The sequence below is a fragment of the Kribbella sp. NBC_01505 genome, assembly GCF_045040285.1.
Classification (GTDB): Bacteria; Actinomycetota; Actinomycetes; order Propionibacteriales; family Kribbellaceae; genus Kribbella.
Window position 1 is genome coordinate 6,879,954 of record NZ_CP109425.1, and the last position, 24,159, is coordinate 6,904,112.

21 protein-coding genes are annotated in these 24,159 nt (G+C 68.1%); 13 read left to right on the forward strand and 8 right to left on the reverse strand.

Annotated features, from left to right (window positions below; all coding sequences use genetic code 11):
• Positions 1-24: 24 nt before the first annotated feature.
• Positions 25-1,113, reverse strand: a complete 1,089-nt coding sequence (locus OG474_RS32535; protein ID WP_405057432.1) for a lipocalin-like domain-containing protein — start codon at positions 1,111-1,113, stop codon at positions 25-27.
• Positions 1,114-1,213: 100 nt separating this feature from the next.
• Between OG474_RS32535 and OG474_RS32540 the strand changes: the two genes are divergently transcribed.
• The gene (locus OG474_RS32540; protein ID WP_405057433.1) at positions 1,214-1,858 is read left to right on the forward strand and encodes a TetR/AcrR family transcriptional regulator; all 645 of its coding nucleotides are present in this window, start codon (positions 1,214-1,216) and stop codon (positions 1,856-1,858) included.
• 417 nt (positions 1,859-2,275) lie between these two features.
• Entirely contained in the window at positions 2,276-2,557 is a 282-nt protein-coding gene (locus tag OG474_RS32545; protein WP_405057434.1) for a YciI family protein, read from the forward strand.
• Here the strand turns inward: OG474_RS32545 and OG474_RS32550 are convergent, their stop codons facing one another.
• Positions 2,558-3,781 carry a hypothetical protein gene (locus OG474_RS32550; RefSeq protein ID WP_405057435.1) on the reverse strand — a complete coding sequence of 408 codons (1,224 nt, stop codon included), beginning with the start codon at positions 3,779-3,781 and terminating at the stop codon, positions 2,558-2,560.
• A gap of 328 nt (positions 3,782-4,109) precedes the next feature.
• Between OG474_RS32550 and OG474_RS32555 the strand changes: the two genes are divergently transcribed.
• Complete coding sequence (locus OG474_RS32555; RefSeq protein WP_405057436.1) at positions 4,110-5,636, forward strand: helix-turn-helix domain-containing protein; 1,527 nt, start codon at positions 4,110-4,112, stop codon at positions 5,634-5,636.
• Between the two features lie 85 nt (positions 5,637-5,721).
• Here the strand turns inward: OG474_RS32555 and OG474_RS32560 are convergent, their stop codons facing one another.
• Both OG474_RS32560 and OG474_RS32565 read right to left on the reverse strand, forming a co-directional pair.
• A complete protein-coding gene (locus tag OG474_RS32560) occupies positions 5,722-6,999 on the reverse strand; it encodes an MFS transporter (protein WP_405064637.1) in 1,278 nt (425 codons plus the stop codon).
• A 116-nt stretch (positions 7,000-7,115) separates the two neighbouring features.
• Positions 7,116-7,667 (reverse strand): helix-turn-helix domain-containing protein, encoded by a 552-nt coding sequence (locus tag OG474_RS32565; protein WP_405057437.1) that lies wholly within the window; start codon positions 7,665-7,667, stop codon positions 7,116-7,118.
• A 76-nt stretch (positions 7,668-7,743) separates the two neighbouring features.
• On the opposite strand from OG474_RS32565, the gene OG474_RS32570 reads away from it, so the two are divergent.
• The 4 genes from OG474_RS32570 (at position 7,744) to OG474_RS32585 (ending at position 11,980) form a co-directional block, all read left to right on the forward strand.
• Positions 7,744-8,346, forward strand: a complete 603-nt coding sequence (locus OG474_RS32570) for a dihydrofolate reductase family protein (RefSeq protein WP_405057438.1) — start codon at positions 7,744-7,746, stop codon at positions 8,344-8,346.
• A gap of 669 nt (positions 8,347-9,015) precedes the next feature.
• Entirely contained in the window at positions 9,016-9,393 is a 378-nt protein-coding gene (locus tag OG474_RS32575) for a nuclear transport factor 2 family protein (protein WP_405057439.1), read from the forward strand.
• Between the two features lie 46 nt (positions 9,394-9,439).
• Positions 9,440-10,672, forward strand: a complete 1,233-nt coding sequence (locus tag OG474_RS32580; RefSeq protein WP_405057440.1) for a deoxyguanosinetriphosphate triphosphohydrolase — start codon at positions 9,440-9,442, stop codon at positions 10,670-10,672.
• Positions 10,673-10,735: 63 nt separating this feature from the next.
• Complete coding sequence (locus OG474_RS32585; RefSeq protein WP_405057441.1) at positions 10,736-11,980, forward strand: NAD(P)/FAD-dependent oxidoreductase; 1,245 nt, start codon at positions 10,736-10,738, stop codon at positions 11,978-11,980.
• Here the strand turns inward: OG474_RS32585 and OG474_RS32590 are convergent.
• Positions 11,966-12,814, reverse strand: coding sequence for a TolB family protein (locus OG474_RS32590; protein WP_405057442.1), 849 nt, complete (start codon positions 12,812-12,814; stop codon positions 11,966-11,968). The genes OG474_RS32585 and OG474_RS32590 overlap by 15 nt on opposite strands.
• A gap of 9 nt (positions 12,815-12,823) precedes the next feature.
• Positions 12,824-14,419, reverse strand: a complete 1,596-nt coding sequence (locus tag OG474_RS32595; protein ID WP_405057443.1) for a glycoside hydrolase family 99-like domain-containing protein — start codon at positions 14,417-14,419, stop codon at positions 12,824-12,826.
• A 63-nt stretch (positions 14,420-14,482) separates the two neighbouring features.
• Between OG474_RS32595 and dnaG the strand changes: the two genes are divergently transcribed.
• Positions 14,483-16,390: a DNA primase gene (gene dnaG, locus OG474_RS32600; protein ID WP_405057444.1), complete on the forward strand. Its 1,908-nt coding sequence runs from the start codon at positions 14,483-14,485 to the stop codon at positions 16,388-16,390.
• Here the strand turns inward: dnaG and OG474_RS32605 are convergent.
• The gene (locus tag OG474_RS32605; protein ID WP_405057445.1) at positions 16,374-16,979 is read right to left on the reverse strand and encodes a TetR/AcrR family transcriptional regulator; all 606 of its coding nucleotides are present in this window, start codon (positions 16,977-16,979) and stop codon (positions 16,374-16,376) included. The two genes, dnaG and OG474_RS32605, sit on opposite strands and share 17 nt — an antisense overlap.
• An 85-nt stretch (positions 16,980-17,064) precedes the next feature.
• Between OG474_RS32605 and OG474_RS32610 the strand changes: the two genes are divergently transcribed.
• Positions 17,065-18,180, forward strand: coding sequence for an FAD-dependent oxidoreductase (locus tag OG474_RS32610; RefSeq protein ID WP_405057446.1), 1,116 nt, complete (start codon positions 17,065-17,067; stop codon positions 18,178-18,180).
• On the opposite strand, the gene OG474_RS32615 is transcribed toward OG474_RS32610, so the two are convergent.
• Positions 18,173-19,327, reverse strand: a complete 1,155-nt coding sequence (locus OG474_RS32615) for a N(5)-(carboxyethyl)ornithine synthase (protein ID WP_405057447.1) — start codon at positions 19,325-19,327, stop codon at positions 18,173-18,175. The genes OG474_RS32610 and OG474_RS32615 overlap by 8 nt on opposite strands.
• A gap of 90 nt (positions 19,328-19,417) precedes the next feature.
• Here OG474_RS32615 and OG474_RS32620 point away from each other — a divergent pair, with 90 nt between their 5' ends.
• From OG474_RS32620 to OG474_RS32635, 4 genes are all read left to right on the forward strand, one after another.
• On the forward strand, positions 19,418-19,705 hold the full coding sequence (locus tag OG474_RS32620; RefSeq protein ID WP_405057448.1) for a YiaA/YiaB family inner membrane protein: 288 nt from the start codon (positions 19,418-19,420) through the stop codon (positions 19,703-19,705).
• A gap of 45 nt (positions 19,706-19,750) precedes the next feature.
• Positions 19,751-20,545 (forward strand): metalloregulator ArsR/SmtB family transcription factor, encoded by a 795-nt coding sequence (locus tag OG474_RS32625; protein WP_405057449.1) that lies wholly within the window; start codon positions 19,751-19,753, stop codon positions 20,543-20,545.
• On the forward strand, positions 20,542-21,132 hold the full coding sequence (locus OG474_RS32630) for a dihydrofolate reductase family protein (protein WP_405057450.1): 591 nt from the start codon (positions 20,542-20,544) through the stop codon (positions 21,130-21,132). Before OG474_RS32625 ends, OG474_RS32630 begins: the two co-directional genes overlap by 4 nt.
• A 484-nt stretch (positions 21,133-21,616) precedes the next feature.
• Positions 21,617-23,890 carry a hypothetical protein gene (locus tag OG474_RS32635; protein WP_405057451.1) on the forward strand — a complete coding sequence of 758 codons (2,274 nt, stop codon included), beginning with the start codon at positions 21,617-21,619 and terminating at the stop codon, positions 23,888-23,890.
• Positions 23,891-24,159 lie beyond the last annotated feature (269 nt).

Genomic DNA, 24,159 nt, shown 5'->3' on the forward strand with positions numbered 1-24,159 from the left:
TCGCAGGCGCGTCCCCGACGACAGTCAGGGGCGCGCCTTGCCGAAGTACATGAGCTCCCAGAGGGCGTCGTCGACGTGGCTCTCGACGAGGTTGCCGCCCTCGTAGTGCTCGATCCGGACCTCGCCGACGAAGCGCAGGTAGGCGCCGTCGAAGCCGGCGAGTTTGGCGGCGAACCGCTTCGGAGGCGTCAGGTTGTCGGCGAACTTCACCGTCGACAGGTCCGAGTGGCGGGTGTAGGTGACGACGTACCGCTCGTCGCCATCGGTGTAGGTGTAGCGGGTGACGTTCGCGACCGGTTTGCCGGTCTCGGTGTCGGTGTAGCTGCCGAGCTCCTCGAAGGTCACCTTGCTTTTGTCGTCGGCGATCAGCTTCCCGTCCCGGGCGAGCATGAAGACCGGGAGGGTCGAGTAGCCGTACTGCTTCTCGGCGGTGATGTACGACGCGATCACGGAGTACGGGCCGGCCGAGCCGCGAGCCCAGTACCAGTGGTGCATGAGCTTGAGCATGACGGTGTTGCCCCAGTTGTGGTCGTGGTAGCCCACGCCCGTCGTCGTGCTGCTCCGGCCGGCCAGACTGTACGTCGCCTCGACCCGGCCCTCGGGCACCGAGGGCAGCCAGGCGAAGATCTGCTCGCCGTTCTCGCCGAACAACCAGTGCCCGGACTCGGGGCGCCAGGCCGGCACCGTACCGGTCAGGGTGACGTCGACCTCCACGTCCTCGGCCTTGGCGCGGATCGTGTAGGTGTGCAGGTCCCCGGCGAAGACGTTCTCGCCGATCCGGACGTCACAGGTGTCCGTCGAGGCGGAGAAAGTACTCGTGTCGAACTCGGCCAGCTTCTCCACCGTGGTGCCGTCGGGCAGGGTCAGGTCGATCCGGATCATCGGTGCGAGCGGCTTACCGATCGCGGTGAACTCCTTGGTGAAGAAGACCACGACCAGCTTCGCGCCGTCGTCCAGGTGGGCGTCGAAGTACCACCATTCGTAGCTGCCCGGACCGCCGTCGGTCCGCAGGCCGTCCTCGTGCGGCTTGATCGCACCGGGCTCGATCCCGAACCGCGTGTAGTCCTGCGGGGTGCTGCCCATCCTGGCTGGGCTGATCTGGTCGCGTGTCATGGCACTGCTCCAAGGGTGTGTTTTAATATCCAACCGTCTATTAACCTGCCGGAATCAGCATGCGCCGACCGCCCACGAATCGGCAAGTAGGAGAATTGTGATGGTGCAGACACGCGGCCGTGGCCGGCCCCGGTCAGGTGAGGGGCTCGAGGTCGGCCCGCTGCTGCAGGGTGCCCTGGAGGCGTTCGCGGAGAAGGGGTACGACGGGACGTCCGTCCGCGAGCTGAGTCGGCGGCTCGGGGTGAGCCACGCCCTCCTGACCGCGCGCTTCGGCTCCAAGGAGGGGCTGTGGTTCGCGGCGATGGAGCACGCGCTGGCCGTCAGCGAGCGGTCCTGGCGACAGTTGTCAGACGACCCCGCGCTGGATGACCTCGAGGCGCTCCGGCGGGCGGTCGTCGCTCAGGTGACGTTCGCGGCCGCACATCCGGAGGTGCTCAGGATCATGAGCCACGAGGGCGCCATCGACAGCCCCCGGATCCGCTATGTCGTCGACCACTTCGTCAATCCGTTGCGCCCGCTGGTCGAGGAGCGGATGGGGCGGCTGGTCGCGGCCGGCCGGATTCGCGAGATGCCGTACGCGACTCTCCATTACCTGGTCGTCCAGGGTGGCGGCGCTCCGTACGCGAGCCCGGTCGAGACCGTGCTTCTCGGTGGTTCCGCGCAACCGAGCGAGGACGAGATCCGCCGCCACGCCGAGACGGTGGCCGACCTCGTCGTCGCCGGCCTCACTCCTCGGCCCGCCTAGCCTTCGCTGGGGTCGCCGGATGGGGCGACCGGAGTTGCGGAAGACGTCTCGACGCATCATGTCGCGGGTGGGAAGTGGTCTACTCAGCGGACGAATTTCTGTCCTCGTCTTCCGGGTGCCGCGTCTTGACAGTGGGGGCGCGTGACGGTCTGTACGACCGTGTGCGCGCTCTCATCGACGCGGCCGGGAGAACGGTCACCAAGCGTTACCTGGCTCAACTTTCTGGTGCAGTTTCTCTTCACCAAGCCCTTGCGTAGTGGGTCTCCGGCTGGTGAGAATAGCCGGGCGGGAAGGGAGTGCACTGTCGACTTTCGGGTCTGACCTGAACCAGCCGCTGTGGCGGCTCGTGACTCCCTCTCCCGCACCAAATCTTCTTGTGGACAAGGCCGTGTCCGCCCTCGTTGTAGGGTTCGGGGTATGGCCTTTTTCGTGGTGCAGTTGCAGTTCGACCTCGCCGAGACCGATGAGCGGCTGGCGGTCCGTCCGGCCCATCGGGACTACCTGAACGAGCTCAAGGAAGCCGGCAAGCTCGTCGCCGCCGGTCCCTTCACCGACCAGACCGGCGCACTCCTGGTGTACAACGTCGCCGACGAGGCGGAGCTCCGCGACATCCTCGCGAAGGACCCCTACACCCCGGCCGAGGTCTACCAGCTCGCACTCCTCACCGAGTGGGAGCCGGTGCACGGCTTCGCCGGCTAGTTAGACCTCGGCACCCTCGAGGTCGAGGTGATCGACGTAGGCCCAGAGCCAGACCAGTGGGGCGAGGACGAGCTCGACATCGCCGTCCTCGTCGCCGATGAAGATCATCGAGCCCTCGCCGTTCGAGATGTCCTGGACGACCGCCTCGCAGACCGCGAGCGCGGCCTCGAAGATCAGCACCTCCGGCCCGTTCTCCCAGCGCGGCTGGGGGAGCGGGAGCACCGGCGCCTCGTCGGTGCCGTCGAGCTGGACCGAGACCTGCTGCAGCTCCTCGTACAGGTCGAAGGTGATCAGGCCGGCCAGCGGGCGGCCGTCGTACCCGATCAGGTAGGGGTCTTCGACGCCGCTGCGGAAGTTGTGGCGCAGCTCCGGTAGCGCGGCCTGCAGATCGGTCGCTTCCAGGTACGGCGCCTCGTCCGGCTCGTCGTCATCGTCATCGATGTCGCCCTGGCTGCGCATCTCGTCGAACTGGTGCAGTAGACCGCTCAGCTCGTCGTACGCGTCGCCGCCGGGCGACTTCTGCGCCTTCCCCTCGAGGTCGCGCAGATGGTCGATCAGGTCGTCCTCGAAGTGCAGCTCGTACCGCGGTAGGCCGGGCTCGCGACCGGCGTTGATCCGCGCGACGAGCTGGGTGGAGATCGGCCCGAGCCGCTCGGCCAGCACCTCGAGCGGGGTGGTCGGCTTGCCGTCCTCGTCGTCGTGCGCGCAGGAGTCGTCCTCGACCGTGGTGCCGCCGCCGTCCATGGCGAGCAGCACCTGGAACGCCGGGAACGCGAGCAGCGCCGCGGTCGCCATCATCCCGTCACCGATCAGCATCAGCGGATTCCCGCCGGCCTCGGTACGGCGCAGGTGGTCGGGCATGAGGATCGCGGCCTGCTCGACGTTCACCTGGCTGGCCAGGGAGGACAGGCCGTGGTCGGTGTCGACGCCGAGCAGCTCGATCAACCGCTCCGAGCTCATGTCGAAGTTCGAGCGCAGGTAGTAGCGCAGCCAGCCGGCGTCGACCGGGTTGCCGAGCAGCTCGGCGACCCGGGACCGGAAGTCGGCCAGGTCGGCGATCGCGAGCACGACCAGCACCGGCTGGTCGCCGTCGCCGATCACCAGCGGCCGGGTGTCGCCGTCCTGGAAACCGTCGATGACCTGATGCAGACTGTCGGCCGCTGCCTCCAGCGGCCAGGCCTCCGCCTCGAACTCGTTCACCACCGCGGAGGTGTCCTCATACATGTAATGGTCCTCTCCGAATGGCGGCGGGAGTTGGGTAAGTGTAGGCGGCGCGGAGAGCAGCACGGGCGAGGGGGCGGCGGGCCGTGGCTGAGAGGGTGTCTGGGGGCTCCACGCCTACTGCGCTGCACTCGGCACGGCACCTCGCCGCACTGGTGCGAAGACCACGATGGAAGAGCATCGAGGCCTCCGCCCCAGCACGCCGAGCTACCGCACCGAGCACATGCTCGCTACGGCGTGGACCCCCCAGGCACCCTCTAAGTGACATTGGCTACCCTGACAGCGGCGGGTCGGTGCAGAGGTATCTCACATGTGAGATAAGGTCCGGCGCATGACTGATGGATACCTGAGCCGGATCGGCAATCTCATCCGGGACGCCCGCAAGCACCGCGGCTGGACACAGACGCAGCTCGCGGAAGTACTGAACACCAGCCAGAGCGCGGTGAACAGGATCGAAAAGGGTCATCAGAACCTCACCCTCGAGATGCTCGCCCGGATCGGTGAGGCACTCGACTCCGAGATTGTCTCTCTCGGTGGCGGTCCGGTCCACCTCCGTGTCGTCGGTGGACTGAGATTGTCCGGTTCCATCGATGTGAAGTCGTCCAAGAACGCCGGAGTCGCACTTCTGTGCGCGAGTCTGCTCAACAAGGGACGCACCACGCTGCGCAAGGTGGCCCGGATCGAGGAGGTCAACCGGCTGCTCGAGGTGCTGAACTCGATCGGCGTGAAGACCACCTGGCTGAACGACGCCGGTGACCTGGAGATCGTGCCGCCGGCGCACCTCGACCTCGGCGCGATGGATGCCGCCGCGGCCCGCCGTACCCGCTCCATCATCATGTTCCTCGGCCCGCTGCTGCACCGCGAGGACACCTTCCAGCTCCCGTACGCCGGTGGTTGCGACCTCGGCACGCGCACCGTCGAACCGCACATGACCGCGCTGCGGCCGTTCGGCCTCGAGGTCAAGGCGACCGCCGGTGAGTACCACGCGATCGTGAACCGGGCGGTCACGCCGGGCAAGCCGATCGTGCTGACCGAGCGCGGCGACACCGTCACCGAGAACGCGCTGATGGCCGCGGCCCGGATCGACGGGGTGACCGTGATCCGGAACGCCAGCTCGAACTACATGGTCCAGGACCTCTGCTTCTACCTCGAACTGCTCGGCGTCCAGGTCGACGGCGTCGGCTCCACCACGCTGACCGTGCACGGCAGGGCCAACATCGACGTGGACGTCGACTACGCGCCGTCGGAGGACCCGATCGAGGCGATGAGCCTGCTGACCGCGGCGATCGTGACCGGCTCAGAGGTCACGATCCGTCGGGCGCCGATCGAGTTCCTCGAGATCGAGCTCGCCCTGCTCGAGGAGATGGGCCTGGACTACAGCCGCACCGACGAGTACCTGGCCGAGAACGGCCGGACCCGGCTGGTCGACCTGACCACCCGGCCGTCGCAGCTGCACGCGCCGATCGACAAGATCCACCCGATGCCGTTCCCGGGCCTGAACATCGACAACCTGCCGTTCTTCGCGGTGATCGCGGCGACGGCGACCGGTCAGACGCTGATCCACGACTGGGTCTACGAGAACCGCGCGATCTACCTGACCGACCTGAACAAGCTCGGCGGCCGGGTCAAGCTGCTCGACCCGCACCGCGTGATGGTCGAAGGTCCGACGCACTTCTCCGGCGCCGAGATCATGTGCCCGCCGGCGCTGCGACCGGCCGTCGTCACGCTGATCGCGATGATGGCAGCCAAGGGCACCTCGGTGATGCGCAGCGTCTACGTGATCAACCGCGGCTACGAGGAGCTCGCTGAGCGGCTCAACTCCCTCGGCGCGCAGATCGAGACGTTCCGCGACATTTAAGGGTGTGTCGTCGGCTCCCCGCCTACTGCGCGGCACTCGGCACGGCACCTCGCCGCACTGGTGCAAAAGGCAAGATGCTCCGCATCTAACCCTTCGCTCCAGCGCACCGATGCACCGCACCGAGCACCTGCTCGCTACGGCGCGGAGCCAACGACACACCCTGATCGGTCGGTAGGTCCCGCCGGTGCCGGATCGGTGAGAAGTAGAGCACCGATGCGGCCAGCGGGACCCCGGCCGTGGTGATCCAGAGCGCGGCCTCGGTGCCGAGCAGCGACGCGAGCGCGCCGCCGAGGAGTGCGCCGAGCGGGATCGTTCCGTAGTTCACGAACGAGGTGGTCGCGGTCAGCCGGCCGAGCAGGTCGGGCGGGCAGTAGGTCTGCAGGAACGTCGACTTCACCACGTTGCCGCCTACGACGCCCGCGCCGACGCCGAACGCGCCGATCACGTAGAGCGCTGGGTTGAGGTGCGCGAGCGGGATGAGCAGGGCGAGGGTCGGCAGACCTAGCTCGCAGAGCAGCAGTGCTCGGGCGTTGCCGAAGCGCGCGGCGAGGCGGCGGCCGACGAACGCGCCGGCGACACCGCCGCTGGCTCCGGCCGCGACGAGGATCCCGACTGTGCCCGGGGTCAGGCCGACGGTACGAACCAGGAAGACCACGATGATGGCCTGGTAGCCCATCAGGGCCAGGTTCGAGGTGGCGCCGAAGATCGTGAGTGTCCGCAGCCAGACGTCCTGGGCCACCAGCCGGACGCCCTCACGAATCGCGCCGGCTCGGCGGGCGGTCGCCGTACGGGATTCTCGGAATCGGATCGCGGCCAAGCAGCAGACGGCGAGTGCGAACGTTGCCGCGTCGACGAACAGGGCGTTGGTCGCACCGGCGAACTGCGCGATCAGACCGCCGCAGCCGAGTCCGGCGATCTGAGCGGCCGAGGCGCTGCCGTGGAGCTTGGCGTTGCCCTCCGCATGGTCTGCGGGGTCGAGCAGTGCGGGGAGGTAGGCCGTGTAGGCGGTCTGGAAGACGACACTCGCCGCGCCGGTCAGCAGTGCGACCGCGAGCAGGAGCTGGATGGTCAGGAGCCCCGCAAACGCAGCAACCGGTACGGCGCTGAGCAGCAGCAGCGATACCAGCGACGAACCGAGCATGAGTGGCCGGCGATGTCGCCGATCGATCCACGCACCCACCGGCAACCCGATCACCAGCCAAGGCGCCCACGCAGCCGCGGTCAGCAACCCGACCTCGAACGTGCTCGCATCCAGCTCCGAAATCGCGATCAACGGAATCGCAACCCCCGAAACCGCACTCCCGAACCGATTAACGGTCTCCCCACTCCACAACAACCGAAAGTCCCGATCCCGCCGCAACAAACTCCTGACGTCCGACGATCCGGAGGCTGGGTGTGCGGGTTCTTCGGACGTTGCGGGGGAGCGCTCGCCAACGTCCGACGATCCGGAGACGGGGCCTGCGGGTTCTTCGGACGTTGTCATTTTTCCTCCGGGCGTTGGGGGAAGGACTGGAGCTGGACGATGACGCGTTCGGCGTCGGGGGCGGGGTCCAGGGCGATGTAGCGGTTGATGACTTCGGCCAGCTCGTCGTTCAGGTGCTGGAGCTGGGCCGGGGTCAGGTGGAGGTTGCGCCAGTCGGAGAGGGAGGCGGCGGACTGCCATTCGCCGGGCCAGTTCTCGTCGATGTACTTGCGGACGCGGCTGAAGTAGCGCTCGACGAGGTGACTCAGGTAGACGCGGAGCGCGCCGCTGGTCTCGGGATCGTCGCGGAACTCGGCCGGGTCGAGCACGGTCGCGCCCTTCGGGATCCGCCACCAGCGCTCGCGCTTGTTGCCCCGCTCGGTGTCCTCCTCCAGGTACCCGTGCTCGGCGAGCAGCCGGAGGTGCCAGCTGATCGTGCCGGTGTTCTCGCCCAGCCGGGCGGCGAGGGTGGTCGAGGTGGCCGGTCCGTGCAGCTCGATCGCCTCGAGAATGTTCATCCGCAGTGGGTGGGCGAGTCCGCGCAGGCTCCGGGCGTCGATGCGTCGCATGATTGCAGAGTAACCTCTGCAGAGTGTTCTCTGCAATCCATCGGAACTGTCGGTGGTGATCTCTAGCGTTCGGGGTATGCGGCCTCAGGTAGTGGCTCAGGTGGCGGTCTCGCTGGACGGGCGGACCGCTGGGTTCGACATGGATCTGGCGCGGTTCTATGCGATGGCGACGCTGTGGCAGGAGGACGTCACGCTGACCGGCGCCGACACGATCCTGGCTCAGGAGTCCTTGGTGCGAGCGGCTCCGCGGAGCGATGCACGCGAGACCGGCCCGGTGCTGGCGGTTGTGGACAGCCGGGCGCGAGTGCGCGAGTGGGACGCCCTGCGGCAGCTCGGTCACTGGTCCGACGTGCTCGCCCTGTACGCCGACCAGACGCCGGCCCGACCGCCCGATTCGACAACCCGCGAGCTCGTCACCGGGTACGAGCAGGTCGACCTGGCCGAGGTCTTCGACGTACTGGGCGACCGAGGCGTCCGCGTGGTCCGGGTCGAGTCGGGCGGCGCACTGATCGCCGTGCTCCTCGAGCTAGGACTCGTCGACGAGCTAGCCCTCCTGGTCCATCCAGTCATAGTCGGCGCCGGCCAACCGTGGTGCGGCACGACCGGCGTAACCCTGCGCCACGCCGGCACCGAGGTCTTCGCCGGCGGCATCGTCTGGTCCCGCTACTGCGTCTCCTAACCCCCCTCAGTACGGCAACTCGCCCAGCCGCTGCCCCGCCCCCGCGCCCAAAGAGCAGCCGTCCCACCTTTGGGCGCTTCGCCGACACGCTGTCGGACGCGAGGTCGTCGCCGAAGGCGCGAACCCGTAGGCCATCACAACTGGCTCGCGCTCTCGTGCTCCCCGCCTGCGTGCGGCCGCGGTCCGCGGTTGTGATGGCCCGCCGGTCCGGACTCCAGCCACTGACCAACCACGCTGATGGCCGGGTCGACACGACTGGCTGAGCGTGGCGGCTGGAACCGGATGCCCGTTGGTCAGTGTCTGAGATCCGGCCGCGTTCGCGCCCAAAGAGCAGCCGGCCCACCTTTGGGTACGCGCCGCGTCTTTGTGCACCCACCAACCACGGAGAGGCCGTTGGAATGGTTGGTGGGTTCTCAAAGTCCGCGTTCGCGCCCAAAGAGCAGCCGGCCCACCTTTGTGCACGCGCCGCATCTTTGTGCACCCACCAACCACGGAGAGGCCGTTGAAACGGTTGGTGGGTTCTCAAAGTGGGGGTCTGTGCACAAAGAGCAGTGGGCCCACCTTGGGTGCCGGGAGGGGGCTCGGGGGGAGGGTCGGGAATAAGAGGGTTTGCTTCTGGGGTTAAACTGGGTACAGTGTACGGAGTTCACCTGGTAGAGGAGATGGAACTTGTCTGAGGCGAGTGTGCGGGAGTGGTTCGAGCGGTACGACGCGCTGGCGGCGGCGCGGGACTTCGAGGGGATGGCGGACCTGGCGTTGTTCCCGCTGAACGAGGTGACCGACGACGGCAAGGGCAACGGGAGCGCGAAGCAGTTCGACCGGGCGGCGTACCTGGCGCAGATGGAGCAGGTGATGGGCGGCGGGGGTGACGTGCAGTTCGACACGACCCGGACGCCGCATTTCCTGTCCGACGACCTGGTTTTCGTGATCACCGACGGGACCATGACGTACGACGGCAACACCCAACCGGTCCGGTACGGCGACCTGCTGGTGAAGGTGGCCGGGGACTGGAAGTTCCAGACGATGGCCCAAGGCGGTTGGGGCTAACCAATATGCACTGAAGTGTCCCTGCTCGCAGCTACTGTGAGCGGTGATGAGGAAGCAGCACGAGTGGTATGACGAGCACGACGCCGAGCGGTGGGTCGCGGAGCCGGTGAAGCGGCCGGGCCGGACGGCGTTCGCGCGCGATCGGGCCCGGGTGCTGCACAGTGCCGCGCTGCGGCGGTTGGCGGCCAAGACCCAGGTCGCCACCGCCGGCAGTGACGACTTCGTGCGCAACCGGCTGACTCACAGCCTCGAGGTCGCGCAGATCGGCCGCGAGCTGGCCTCGACGCTGGGGTGCGATCCCGACATCGTGGACGCGGCCTGCCTGGCACACGACCTCGGCCATCCGCCGTTCGGGCACAACGGTGAGCGGGCGCTGGATGCGTTCGCCGCGGAGATCGGCGGCTTCGAGGGGAATGCGCAGACCTTGCGGTTGCTGACCCGGCTGGAGTCGAAGACGTTCGACCCGGCCGGGCGCAGCGTCGGGCTCAACCTCAGCCGCGCAACGCTCGATGCGTCGACCAAGTATCCGTGGCCGCGCCGCGCGGGCGTGCGCAAGTTCGGGGTGTACGACGACGATCTCGCCGTCTTCGAGTGGTTGCGTCAGGGGGTCGGCGAGCGGCAGTGTCTCGAGGCGCAGGTGATGGACTTCGCCGACGACGTGGCCTACTCGGTGCACGATGTCGAGGATGGGATCGTCGCGCACCACATCGACCTGGCCGCGGTCGACGCGGACCGGGCGCCGTACTGGGAGACGGTCCGGCAGATGTATTTGCCGGAGGCAACCGATGCGGAGCTGGACGAGGGCTGGCGGCGGCTGACCGGGCTGCACTACTGGCCGAGTGGCGTCTTCGACGACAGCCGGCGCGCGCTCGGCGGGCTGAAGGACCTGACCAGCCAGCTGATCGGCCGGTTCGTGACGTCGGCCGAGCAGGCGACGCACGCGGTCTTCGGCCGCTCGCGCCTGATCCGGTACGAGGCGGATCTCGTCGTACCGGATGGGGTCCGCGTGGAGATCGGGCTGCTCAAGGGTGTCGGCATGTTCCACGTGCTGAACTCGCCCGAGCGCCAAGCCCGCCGGGCCATGCAGCGCGAGCTGCTCACCGAGCTGGCCGACGCGTTGTTGAAGACCGGGCCAAACCATCTCGACGCCGCGCTGGCAGCGGATTGGCGCGAGGCCGCGGATGACAAGGCGAGACTGCGCGTGATCGTCGATCAGGTTGCCTCGCTGACCGACCCCTCGGCGCTCGCGTGGCATGCGGATCTGGTGCGTCCGGACTGACGCGTTGCCGGCCGCGCGGAGCCTGCCGCGACACTCTGGTGACGCAGGGCTAAGGTCGGTGACATGACTGCTGCAGAGCCCATCGTCATCGTTGGTGCGAGCCTCGCGGGCGCGACCGCGGCCAAGACCCTGCGAGAGGAGGGCTGGTCCGGCGGCATCGTGCTGATCGGTAGTGAGACCGAATTGCCGTACGAGCGGCCTCCGTTGTCCAAGGACGTGCTGCTGGCCAAGAAGGGGCCGGAGTCGGCGCAACTGCACGACCAGCAGTGGTACGACGACAACACGGTTGAGCTGCGGCTCGGGACGACCGTGACCGGGATCGACAGCGCCTCGCACACGATCACCCTGGACGACGGATCGACGCAGTCCTACGCGAAGCTGCTGATCGCGACCGGGAGCAGAGTCCGGCGCCTCGACGTACCGGGTGGGGACCTCGACGGGATCCACTACCTGCGGACCGCGGCCGAGGCGCAGGCGCTGACCGATGCGTACGCCGCCAAGCCGCGCGTGGTCGTGGTGGGGGCCGGCTGGATCGGTCTTGAGGCTGCTTCGGCCGCCAAGGAGCGCGGGTGCGAGGTCACGGTGATCGAGCCGCAGTCGACCGCGCTCGCCTCGGTGATGGGTGAGCAGGTCGGCGAGCTGTACGCCGAGTTCCACCGCAAGCACGGCGTCGTCTTCCACTTCGGCGCGACCGTGGAGAGCTTCGAAGGCACCGGCAAGGTGACCGGTGTCCGGATCTCCGGCGGCGAGGTCGTCCCGGCCGATCTGGTCGTGGTCGGCGTCGGCGTCCAGCCGAACTCGGAGCTCGCGTCGGATGCCGGCATCGAGGTCGCGACCCGCGAGGCGGGCTCGGGCATCGTCGCCGGCGCCGACCTGAAGACCTCCGCCGACGACGTGTACGCCGCGGGTGACGTGGTGCGCTGGGACCACCCGCTGTTCGGTCGTCCGGTCCGCCTCGAGCACTGGCAGAACGCGAAGGACACCGGCGCCGCGGCCGCGAAGGCGATGCTCGGCCAGGACGTGTCGCACGACGCGATCCCGTACTTCTTCACCGACCAGTTCGACCTCGGCATGGAGTACGTCGGCGACATTCCGCACGGCGCGTCGTACCAGGTCGTCCTGCGTGGTGACCCGGAAAGCGGTGCCTACCTGGCCTTCTGGCTGGACGACGACAACCACGTGCTGGCCGGCATGCACGTGAACCTGTGGGACGACGGCATCGGCGGCGTCCGCGACCTGATCAAGTCCGGCCGGCAGGTCGACCCGGTCAAGCTGGCCGACCCCTCGGTCGCTCTAGCTGACGTTTAACGGATAGGCGACATACGCAAAGGCGGTGCTGTCCGGTGACCAGCTCGGCACGTTCATCGTGCCCTGGCCACCGAACAGCGTCGTGAGTTCGCGGATGCCGTCGGCCGTGAGCAAGCGGAGGCGGACGTCGTCGATATCGGCCGGGTGGCCCTCGGTGCCGGGCGGGAAGCTCACGTAGGCGATCGAGGAGCCGTCCGGCGCGGGGTGCGGGAACCAGTTGACGCGCTCGTCGAAGGTCAGCTGCTCGACCTCGCTACCAGCGATCCGGAACAGCTGGGCCTGCCCGGCTCGCTCGGAGTTGAAGTAGATCCACTTCCCGTCCGGCCCGTACTCCGAGCCGTCATCCGCATGCTCGTCGTTCGTGATCTGTACGTCGGCCCCACCCGCGGCCGGGATCGTCCACACGTTCGTGATCCGCCGACCGTCGATCGACTCGAGCCCGATATACGCCAGCGTCGTACCGTCCGGCGAAACCCCGTGCAGGTAGTGGTGGAAGCCCGCGCCCCGATCGTTGGTCACCCGACGACCAGGACCGCCGGCCAGCGGGACGGCGTACAGGTGTCCGTTGTCGGCGGAGACGTAGACGGTTGAGCCGTCCGGGCTGACCACGTGGTCGTTGTTGATATCCGGTACGCCGCCGAGCTCGATCTCGACCAGGTCGTCGGCGACCCGGAAGAGCTTCCCGTTGCCGTTCACGATCAGGTCGCCGTCGGGCGTCCAGTTCGGTGCTTCGAACAGCACTTCGTCCGAGGTGAACACCAAGCGGTGCTCACCCGTCCGAACGTCGACGGTGTAAAGCTCGGAGCGTTGGCCGGCGCGCAGGTTTCGGGGCACGCAGCCAATCTAACCGGCCGGGGGAGAGGCCACGCAGCCCGGCCCGGACAGGGCCAGTTCGGTGCGCAGGATGTCCAGATATGCGCAGCCGTCGCGTTGGTTGGGCTCGATGAAGCCGCCTTCGTGCCACTCGTTCCAGGCGTAGAGGTAGAGGTAGTTGTCGACGGTGGAGGGGCGGGTGGAGGTGGCCATGTCGGCGGTTGCGTTGCGGACCGCTTGGCGGAAGCCGTCGAAGGACTGGTCGGGCATCCAGCGGATCTTGGTGACGTCGATGTTCTCGATCGGGTAGCGCGGCCGCTCGTCGAAGTCGGAGAGCACGCAGCGGCCGTAGGCACCGGTCGGCGCCTGGTTGTAGAACTTGCGCTGGTCGCGGAGATACGTCGCGTACGAGCGGGCTTCGATACTCGGCCCGTCGGTCGTGCAGTACGGCGAGTTGGCGCCGGCGTTCGCGACCTGCTGCGGGTCGAAGCCGGCCTGGTTGATCATCACGTAGAGGTCCTGACCGGACTTCGTGCGCACCGCGTCGATGAACTGCTTCACCTGGGCGTTGCTGCCGTCGCCCAGGCCGCGGGCGTCGCAGATGTTCAGGATCTTGCGGCCGTCGTTCGTCCGCAGCGTGTTGTCCTGCTGCAGGTAGCGCGCCAGATTCGTCGCGACCGCGTCGTACTGGGCGACCGGGATGCTGAGCGGTGCGTACGGGTGGGCGCAGACGCCGACGGTGAAGTCGATGCTGTCCTTGTTGCGCGCCTGCAGGAACGCGTCCAGCGCCTTGTCGGTCAGATCCTGGCGCTGCTTGGTGTTGTCCCAGTAGTAGTAGAAGTTGAAGAAGCTCAACCCGGCCGAGGTCGCCTGGGTGATGTGCTTCTCCAGCGTGGCCGGCTGCGAGTCGTCGTAGTACCCGATCGAGGGCTTGAGGCTTGACCAGTCCTCGTTCGGCCAGTTGTCGGTCGCGTAGTGGGTGCCGTCGTGGAAGTCGCGGACGCCGCCCCACCAGTCGTTGTCGCGGCCGTAGATCTCCTTGGTGCGCTGGATGATCGTCGGGTGACCGCCGCTGTGGAACATGCCGAAGTAGACCGCGCCGGCGCGGATCCAGGTCTGGCGCACGTAGCCGACCGGGCCGTCGAGCGTGTAGCCCGCGTTCAGCAGCTCGGTGGTACGCGGTTCGAGCGCGAGCCGCCACTCGGACCCGTTCGTGAAGCGGCGGAGCTGGACCAGACCGGCGCCCGGCTGAGTCGCGACGTACCCGGCGGTGCCTTCGCTGACCCAGCCCTGCTTGATCAGCGCGTCGCGCTCCGAGGTGGACGCGGTGAAGAGCCACTTCGAGGCGGTCGCGGACGGCTTGAGCCGGAACAACGGGGTCGAGCCGGTGGTCGCCGTACGGTCGATGAAGCCCGTCGTACCGGGCTGGCGGCGGTAGCCCGCAGCGGTCGCGGCGTCCAGCTCGCGGGGGTCCGCGGTGTAGAGCCGGCCGACGCCGCCGGGGGAGACGAGCTCCACGAACGGCGCCGGCTGAGCCGGTTTGTCCGCGGCCCGCGCAGGCCCAGCGGTCAGCAGAGCAGCGACAGTGGCAGCACTCAGAGCAAGCAGCCCGATGATTCTTCGCACGAGTTGTCCCCAGATTGTCGTCCCGTGGGCGGGAGTCCTTGCCGATGATCGTAGACTCGCGGGGTGGCAGGCAGGATCAAGGACGAGGACATCGCGCTGGTGCGCGAGCGCGCGCGGATCGACGAGATCGTCGGCTCCTACGTGACCTTGAAGAACGCCGGGGGCGGCTCACTGAAGGGGCTGTGCCCGTTCCACGACGAGAAGTCGCCGTCGTTCAACGTCACCCCGGCCCGCGGATTCTTCTACTGCTTCGGCTGCCAAGAGGGCGGCGACGTGATCGACTTCATCCAGAAGATCGATCAGATCACCTTCCACGAGGCGGTCGAGACGCTGGCCTCGAAGGTCGGCATCCAGCTCCGGTACGACGAGTCCGGCGCACCGATCCAGCGCGGCCCGGCGAATCAGCGGCCGCGCCTGGTCGAGGTCCACAAGGTCGCCGCGGAGTACTACGTCGAGCAGCTGTTCGGTGCGCCCGAGGCGGCGCCCGGCCGGCAGTTCCTCGACAAGCGCGGTTTCGACCGCGACGCCGCCGTACTGTTCGGCGTCGGTTTCTCGCCGCGCGGTGGTGAGGCGCTGACCAACCACCTGCGCCAGCGCGGTTTCACGAACGCCGAGCTGGTCGCGGCCGGCGTCTCCGCCGAGGGCCAGCGCGGGTTGTACGACCGCTTCCGCGGCCGGCTGATGTGGCCGATCCGGGACGCGTCCTCGGACGTGATCGGCTTCGGCGCCCGCCGCCTCTTCGACGACGACAAGATCGAAGCGAAGTACCTGAACACCCCCGAGACCGCGATCTACAAGAAGTCCAAGGTCCTGTACGGCGTGGACCTGGCCCGCCGGGAGATCGCGAAGAGCCACCAGGCGGTGGTCGTCGAGGGGTACACCGACGTGATGGCCTGCCACTTGGCCGGGGTGCAGACCGCGGTCGCGACCTGTGGCACGTCGTTCGGCGAGGACCACGCCCGCGTGCTGCGGCAGCTGCTGCTCGACCACGACCAGTTCCGCGGCGAGGTGATCTTCACCTTCGACGGTGACGGCGCCGGGCAGCGTGCGGCGATCAAGGCGTTCGAGGGCGACCAGGCGTTCGCCGCGCAGACGTACGTCGCCGTCGAGCCGGATGGGATGGATCCGTGCGAGCTCCGGCTGGACAAGGGCGACGCGGCCGTCCGTGAGCTGATCGGCCGCCGCACCCCGCTGTACCGGTTCGTCCTCGGGAACGTGCTGTCGAAGTACGACCTCGACCGGGCCGACACCCGGATCGACGCGCTGCGGGATGCGGCGAAGCTGGTGGTCAGCATCCGGGACCGCTCGAAGGTGGACGCGTTCACCCGTGAGCTCGCCGGGCTGCTCGGCATGGAGGTCGACCAGGTCCGGTCCGAGGTGCACCGCGCCGCGTCGCGCCCGGCCGCCGCGCCGCAGACTCCGCAGGGACGGACCCCGGTGACGACCACCACCGAGGCTCCGGCGCCGCCACCGCGCCAGGATCTTCCGTCGCCGCGCGACCAGCGGTTCGTGATCGAGTGGGACGTGCTGAAGGTCGCCATGCAGCACCCGAATCTGGTTGGTGTCGCCTTCGACGAGCTGGACGACCACGACTTCACTCATCCCTGGCTCGCGGCGGTGCGCGCCGGGATGGAGAAGATCGGTGGACCGGCCGCTGCTGCTCCGGGCGAGGCGTGGGTGGTCGCCGTACGGGATGCCATCGGCAACGATCCGGCCGCTGCCGTGGTCGGAGCGCTCGCCGTCGACCCGCTGCGCTTGGGCCGCGATCCCGACGAGCTGTATGCGCTGGCCCTGGTGGCGCGCGTGCAGGAGCTGACCTGCGCGCGCCGGATCATGGATCTGAAGTCGAAGCTGCAACGGACCAACCCGATCGACAAGGCCGACGACTACAACCGGATGTTCGGTGAGCTGATCGCGCTGGAGGCCTACCGGGCCGACCTGCGGAAGAAAGCGATCACCGGCGCGATCTGAGCTGCGACACCAGTACGGCGGCTTGTTCGGCGTACTGGCTGGCGAAGTCCGGGCTGTCCGGATCGAGGCCGAGGGCGCGGGCGATCTGCGGGAAGACGACCGGCGCGGCGGAGATGCCGAACAGGGCAAGAGCCGCGTACGCCGGATCGACGTCGTCCGGGAGCTCTCCCTCGGACTGGCGGCGGGCGAAGTCGGCGAGCATGCCCTGGAAGCGCTGGTACTGCGCCTCCTCGTCGCCGCCCGCGGTGTCGCGGTCGAGGCCCTCGCGGACGAGCAGGCGGAGCAGATCGGGCTGCTCCATCGACGTCCGGGCGTAGGCGCCGACCACCTCGCCGAGGTCCTTGGCGTCCTGGGTGACGGTCGGTTCGCCGGCTCGCCAGCGGTCGGCGACGGCTTGGTAGAGGCCTTGCTTGCCGCCGAAGTAGTACGAGATGAGCTGCTTGTTCACGCCGGCGCGGTCGGCGATCGCGCTCACCCGGGCGCCGCTGAAACCGTGCGCGCCGAACTCGGTCACGGCCGCGTCGAGCAACTGCTGCTTGGTCCGCTCGGCGTCGCGCTGCCGCTCGTCGGGCCCCGGTGATCTCCGCACGAGGACCACTCTAGCGAACTCGCCAGCCGCCGTGCTAACTTAATCAACCATAAAGATGACTAAGTTAAATCAAGAGGTGACTGAGATGAAGGTTGCGATCGTCGGGGCCGGGATCGGCGGGCTGGCGCTGGCCCAGGGGCTGCTCAAGGCGGGCGTCGAGGTGCGGCTGTACGAGCGGGATCCGTCGCCGGTGTTCCGGCGCCAGGGCTACCGGATCCACATCAGCCCGGCGGGGGAGCAGGCCCTCGCGGCCGTGCTGCCAGAGGTGGTGCGGCGCCGGGTGGTCGAGACAGCCACCCATCCCGGCGACCTGGTGGCGGGATTCGATCCGCAGCTGAACAAGCTGTTCGAGCAGACGTTCCCAGTCGCGGACCCGGAGAGCGTGACCTCGATCGATCGGTACGCGTTCCGGCGGGCCATGATGACCGGGCTTGACGAGGTTATTGCCTTCGGCAAGGAGTTCATGTCGTACGGGGTCGTGGGTGACGGTGTGGAGATCCGCTTCGCCGACGGTACGACGGAAGCGGCCGACGTACTGGTGGCCGCGGATGGAGCGGGGTCGCGGGTGCGGGCGCAGCTAGTGCCGGAGTTCCAGGTGCATGACAGCGGGATCCGTTGTCTCTACGGGAAGATCCCACTGACGGATGCTGTCCGGGCGATCGTGCCGCAGGACTTCCTGCGGGGATTCTGTTTCGTGAAGGACGAGGCCGGGGTGGGCGCGGCGTTCGCGCCGGTCCTGTTCCGGACGCCGCCGCCGGAGTACGGCGACTACCTGATGGCCGTGCTGACTGGAACGGCAGAGCAGCTGGGACGAAGCGACACCGAGCTGTTCACCATGGCGCCGGAGGAGCTGTGGAGTCTGGTGGCGAAGCAGGTCGCGGAGTGGAACCCGGTGATCGGGCAGTTGGTCGATGCCGCTGACGCGTCGGCCGCGTTCCCGATCACCCTGCGAACCTGTACGTCGGTTCTGCCGTGGCCCGAGGGTCCGGTCGTGCTGCTGGGCGACGCCGTACACCCGATGTTGCCGTCAGCCGGCGCCGGCGCGAACACCGCATTGTGGGACGCGGCGCGGCTGACGGAGGCGCTCACTGGAGCCACCACGTTGGCGTCGTACCAGGAGGAGATGCTCGCGCACGGGATGGCTGCGGTGACGGAGTCGTTGGAGAACGCCAAGCAGCTCTTCGGCCTACGGCTTACGTGATCGGGTGTGGGTAGTCGGCCGAGCGGTCTTGGAAGGCCAGGATCGCCGGGTTCTGAATCACTCCGGTGTCGATCTCGATCGCCTTCCGCAGCGTCTCGCTCTCCTGCCAGGCCTTCGGTCCCGCGAGCACCATCGACAGATAGGGGAGGAGGGCTTCGCTGATCTCCCAGGTCGCCGAGTCCCACAGGTACGACGGGCTGTGGTCGACGCCGTAGTACAGGACGTTGTCGCCGACGATGAACGTCGGCTCGGTGAAGGTGGTCGGCTTCGCCCAGCTGAAGCCCATGCCCTCGTCGCAGGAGACGTCGATGATCACGCTGCCCGGGGTGAACAGGGCGAGGTCATCCTCGATCAGGAAGGTCAGCGGCTCGGCGGTGTCCTGGAGTACGCAGTTGACGATGATGTCGTGCTCGGCGAGGTAGCCGGCCAGCGGCACCCGGCCGTCGTCGGTGGACGCATAGCTGCGGCGGGGGTCGTCGGTCTCGTCGTGGACGTCGTGGTCGAACTGCACGATCCGCGCGGAGTGGATCGGCGAGGCGACCGCGGCCACGTCGCGGTTGGTGAGGATGTCCACGTCGTGTACGCCGAGGGCGTTCAACGCGGTGACCGCGCCACGGGCGGACGCACCGAAACCGATCACGGCGGCCGTCATCCGGCGGCCGTAGTCACCGGTCACCCCGGCGAGTGAGAGCGCCTGCAGCACCGACGCGTACCCGGCGAGCTCGTTGTTCTTGTGGAAGACGTGCAGGCTGAACCAGCCCTCTTCGGTCCAGTGGTTCATCGCCTCGAACGCGATCAGCGTCAGCTTCTTGTCGATCGCGAGCTGCGTGACGTCGGTGTCCTGCACGCAGTGCGGCCAGCCCCACAGCACCTGGCCGGCACGCAGCTCGGCGAGATCCTGCGGCAGCGGCTTGGTGAGCAGGATGATGTCGCACTGCTCGATCAGCTCCGCGCGCGAGCGCATTCCTCCGACCAGCGGAGACAGCTCCGCGTCCGGTACGCCGAAGTGCTCGCCGTACCCGTGTTCGAGGAAGATGCTCGGGCGGAGCTCCGGATCGATCCGCGTGAAGTGCCGTGGATGGATCGGGAGGCGGTGCTCGTTCTCCTTGTTCGTGCGCGCGATGATGCCGAGATTGAGCTGGTCCACAGGGCCCCTTAGGTTGGCTCCCTGTTTAGCACACGTCAGTTGAGTAGTTCAGCGGATGCCGATCAGCTCGCTCCTCGCGAGGATCCCGGTATGACGAAACCGATCCAGCCCTCGCAGACCACCGCGTACTACGTCCAGGCCGTCGTGTCGTTCGGCATCGCGCTGACCGCCATGACCGTCGCGGTCATCTATCTCCCCGCCGCCGGCTGGGTCCGTGCCTTCCTCGCCCTCGGCCTGATCTACCTGGTCACCTCGACGGTCACGCTGTCGAAGGTGGTCCGGGACCGGCAGGAGCTGTCGGTCGTCACCACCCGCGTCGACCAGGCGCGGCTCGACAAGCTGCTCGCCGAGCACGACCCGTTCCGCGTCGACGTCTAATGTATTCCTTGACAGGAATATTCCTCTTGGGGAATACTTCGGGTCATGGAGGAGATCGCAGCGGTACTGGGTGACGGAGCGCGGTGGCGGTTGGTCGAGTTGCTGGCCGAGCGACCGCGTTCCGTGGGTGAGCTCGCTGAGCTCACCGGTCTGCGGCAGCCGCAGACGACCAAGCATCTGCAGGCGCTCGGCCGGGTGGGGCTGGTGACAGTCTTCCCGCTCGGTCAGCGCCGGGTATACGCGCTCGAGGCTGAACCGCTGACGGCGTTCGCCGGCCGGCTGCAGCAGTTGGCCTCGTTGGCGCAGGCGGGGGATCGCGATGTACTGGCGCGGTATCGGGACGCCATCGCGCAAGAGGTCGCGCTTGCGGACAGCGATCACTGGGCTGACGGGCGGACGTTCTCGTTTGAGCGCGTGCTTCCGGCTAGTGCCGAGCTCGTCTGGCGGCACTGGATCGAGCCGTCGCTGCTCGCCTCCTGGTGGGCGCCGCCGTCGATGCGGGTCAGTGAGGGCCTGCTCGAACCGCGAGCTGGTGGGCTGGCGGTGCTCGAGTACCGCGATGCCGACGGCCGGTACCGATCCGAGGGGACGGTGCACGAGGCGACGCCGTACGAGCGCTTGGTCTTCGACCTCTCGGTGCTCGGTGCTGCGTTCAGTGCGACGTACGAGGTCGGTCTGACCGAGGTCCCATCGGGCACGCGGCTGCGGCTCGACCTGCGGCTCGACGACACCACGGTTGCGGCGGCTCCCTCCATTGCCGGCATCGAGACCGGCTGGAACCAAGTACTCGACAATCTCGCCGACGTGATCGGTGCCTACAGCAAGGAATCCCCGAAATGACCGACCGCATGGTGACCGCCAACCTCGCTCTCAGCCTCGACGGGCACTACCACGGAGCGGGCGGTCCGCAGGACTTCGCGCCGTTCATCCCCTTTGTCACAACGGATGTCGCCCGCGACCAGATGTCCCGGAGCTGGGAGTCCGCCACCACGGCGCTCCTCGGCCGCAACAGCGCCGAAGGCTTCCTCGGCTTCTGGTCCACGGTCGCCGACGACGAGAGCGCCGACGCCCGCGACCGCGGCTACGCCAAGTGGCTGGTCGGCGTCGAGAAGGTAGTCCTCTCCAGCACCCTGACCGAGGCCCCCTGGGACCACGCCCGCATCGTCAACGCCCCAGCCGCCTCAGCAGTAGCCGACCTGAAGGCCGCCGGCACGGGCGACATCCTGGTCAACAGCGCCCCAACAGTCATCAAGGCTCTGCTCGCCGAAGACCTCATCGACCGCCTCTACCTGACCATCGTCCCCGTCATCACCGGCGGCGGCTCTCGCCTCTTCGGCACCGGCCTTCCCACCACCACCTGGACCCTCACCCACCAGCAAACCGGCCCCACCGGCGAAATGGCCGTCACCTACACCAGATCCCGCTGACCGATCACTGCAGGCACCGCTGTCCTTGGGTGGGAACTGCCGGCACTGACCAACCCCTGTGGCGCTGACTCCGTCGGGCCTAATCGCAGACCTGCGGCCCGGGCGGACCGAGCTGGTCGGTGTGGGAGTGTCCGGCTCGATGCGAAACGGTCATAGTGCCCGCGGGGGAGTTTGCTGTCGCCCGCGACCAAGGCTGTGCGGGCTGTGCGGGCTGTGCGGGGTGTCGCACGGAGAGCACTGCCGTCGGCCGTTCGCGGCGTGCCGGCCGGAGACAGGTAACGATGGCCGGAGACCCCGCACCACAGGTCTCTGGTCAGCACTTGTTGTCTCGCGGCATTCTTGGTGGCGCGGGGGAGCCTTTCGCGCGCGGCCGTGTGTAGGTCTGCTGCGCTCGCAGCGGGGCGGTGGCCTTCGTCTGGATGGCGGATCCCCTTGCCTGCAAGCGGATTTGGCTTGTTATCGCTTTGTGACTATAGTCGAACACATGTTCGAGGAAGAGTTCGCATCGCTGTCGACGGCCGACTTGCTGGAGTCGGCCGCCGGGGAGCGCGCGGCCGAGTATCGGTCGGCGGCGCGGTCTCTGGTGCATGCGGTGGTGTATGCGGATCGTTTCCATCCCGATGTGCATCCGGGGCGTCCGGGTCGTCGGGTGGCTGATGGGCGGGAGCGTGCGGTGGTGCTGGGTGGTGAGGGGTGTCCGCTGGTGCTGGAGTTCTGTGTTGCGGAGTATGCGGCGGTGGTGGGGGTGTCGCCGGGGGTGGGGCGTCAGTATTTGGCGGATGCGTTGGGGTTGCGGCACCGGTTCCCGCTTCTGTGGGTGCGAGTGCTGGCTGAGGAGGTGACGGCGTGGAAGGCGCGCAATCTGGCGCGTGAGTGCGAGAAGTTGTCGTTGGAGGCGGCGCTGTATGTGGATAAGAGGGTCGCGCATCTGCTGGACACGATTTCGCCGACGAGGCTGGCCAAGATCATCAAGGCCGCGAAGATGTATGCCGATCCGGGCCTGGCGAAGTCCGAGGCTGACGAGAAGACCGCTGAGCGTGGTGTCTGGGTCGGTCAGTCTGATGAGCACGGCACCAAGACCTGCGTGATCAAGGCGGGCTCGGCGGCGGTGCGGCGGCACAAGGCGAAGATCGACGAGATCGCCGACGCCCTGCTGGTCCAAGGCGACAAGCGCAGCGTCCAGGCCCGCCGCGCGGAGGCGGTCGGCATCATGCCCGACCCCGTCTTCACCAACGAACTCCTAGCTCGAGCCCGGCAATATCAAGACACCACCCCCGCACCCGCACCCGCACCCGCACCCGCACCCGCACCCGCACCCGAGCCTGCGTCCGCATCCGCATCCGCATCCGTACCCGCACCCGCACCTGCGTCCGCACCCGACCCTGCGTCCGCAGTCGACGCGGAATTCACGCCGGACCCTGCTCCAGCGTCTGACCCCGGCTTCGCGTCTGATCCGACCTCCGCGTCTGCTGGCGCCCTCGTGTCTGCTCCCGTCCCCGCTCTGGCGTCTGGCTCCGCCCGAGCGTCTGCTACTGGCCGCGCGCCCGAGTCCGCCGCCTCTGCCGGCTGCTCGCGCGCACCTGCTGCTGGCCCGACTCCCGTGTCCTCGGCGCCTGTGTCTGCTGGAGGGCGGCCCCTCGCGCCTGCCCTCGGCCCCGCGCCTGTTTCCGATCCCGCGTCTGACGCCACACCTATCTCCCCGCGAGATGCGGCCCTCGTGTCGAGCCCCGGCACCGCGCCTGCGGACATCCCCGACCCGGCAGTCGCGCCGGGTGATGTTGCTCCAGGCAACGAGCCGCGAGACCGCCGGGCAGACCGTGCGAGCGTCGATCTCCACGTCGTCCCTGAACGCGGCCCGGTCACCGAGCCAGGCCCGGTCACCGAGCCAGGCCCGGTCACCGAGCCAGGCCCGGTCACCGAACCAGGTCCCGTCACCGAACCTGGTGCGGACGAGGAGCATGGTGCGGTCAGGGTGCCCGGCGTGGGTGGCGTGCCCGGGTTGGATGATGAGCCTGGGTTGGATGATGAGGCTGATCGTGACGCGCCGCATCCCAGTAGCAGCGATCTGCCTGATCCGCTCGATCAATGCGATGGCTGGGCGACTGAGCCGTTCGAGGCGGCGAGCGGCGGTGGTGATTCTGAGGCGGGCGAGTCGATGACCCCCGACGAACTACGTGCCCTCGCCGCCCGGCTCGCCCAGGTCAAACGAGACGCCCATGCCCGCCCACACGGTGAACGTCCTGCCCCGCCACGCCCAGGGAAGACCGAGGTGTACGTGCATCTCACCGACTACACCCTCGCCAGCGGTGACGGAGTCCTGCGCGCAGAAGAGATCGGGCCGCTCCTACTCAGCCAGTTCACCGAACTCACCGGCTACGGCCCCTACATCGTCAAGCCCGTCATCGACCTCAACAAAGCCGTCAGCTCAGATGCCTACGAGATCACCGGCCAGATCCGCGAACACGTCAAGCTCACCCACCCCGCCGAACTCTTCCCCTACGGCACCCGCGAAACCACCAACCACATCGACCAAGACCACCTCGAGGCCTACGACCCCGACGGCCCACCAGGCCAAACCAACACCGGCAACCTCATCCCCCTCAGCCGCTACGCCCACCGAGTCAAAACCCACGCCTCCGGCTGGACAGTCCGCCGCATCGACGCCAAAACCATCGAATGGACAACACCCCACGGCTTCATCTTCCGCATCGACCCCACCGGCACCCACCGCATCCCCAAAGACCCACCCGGGGTGTAGGTGCCGGCGGTGTCGCGCTGCCGGAGAAGCTCTGCGTCCGCTAGTTCCTTGCTGCCAGCAACCAAACCCTTGGCGAGGCGTGGGAGGCCGGCAGGGATCCGAGCATCGCGAGAGTCCGAGCGGTGTGCTCGACAGCTCTGGGGCGGTTGCTCGCAGCGCAGCGGCCCGTCTCCCGGCCCCCGGAATATCCGCCTGCACGGCTGCCGCAGTCGGTGCGATCTGCAACTGCTGCGGCGAGGCGAACGACCTCGGCGCACAAGCGCAAGGAT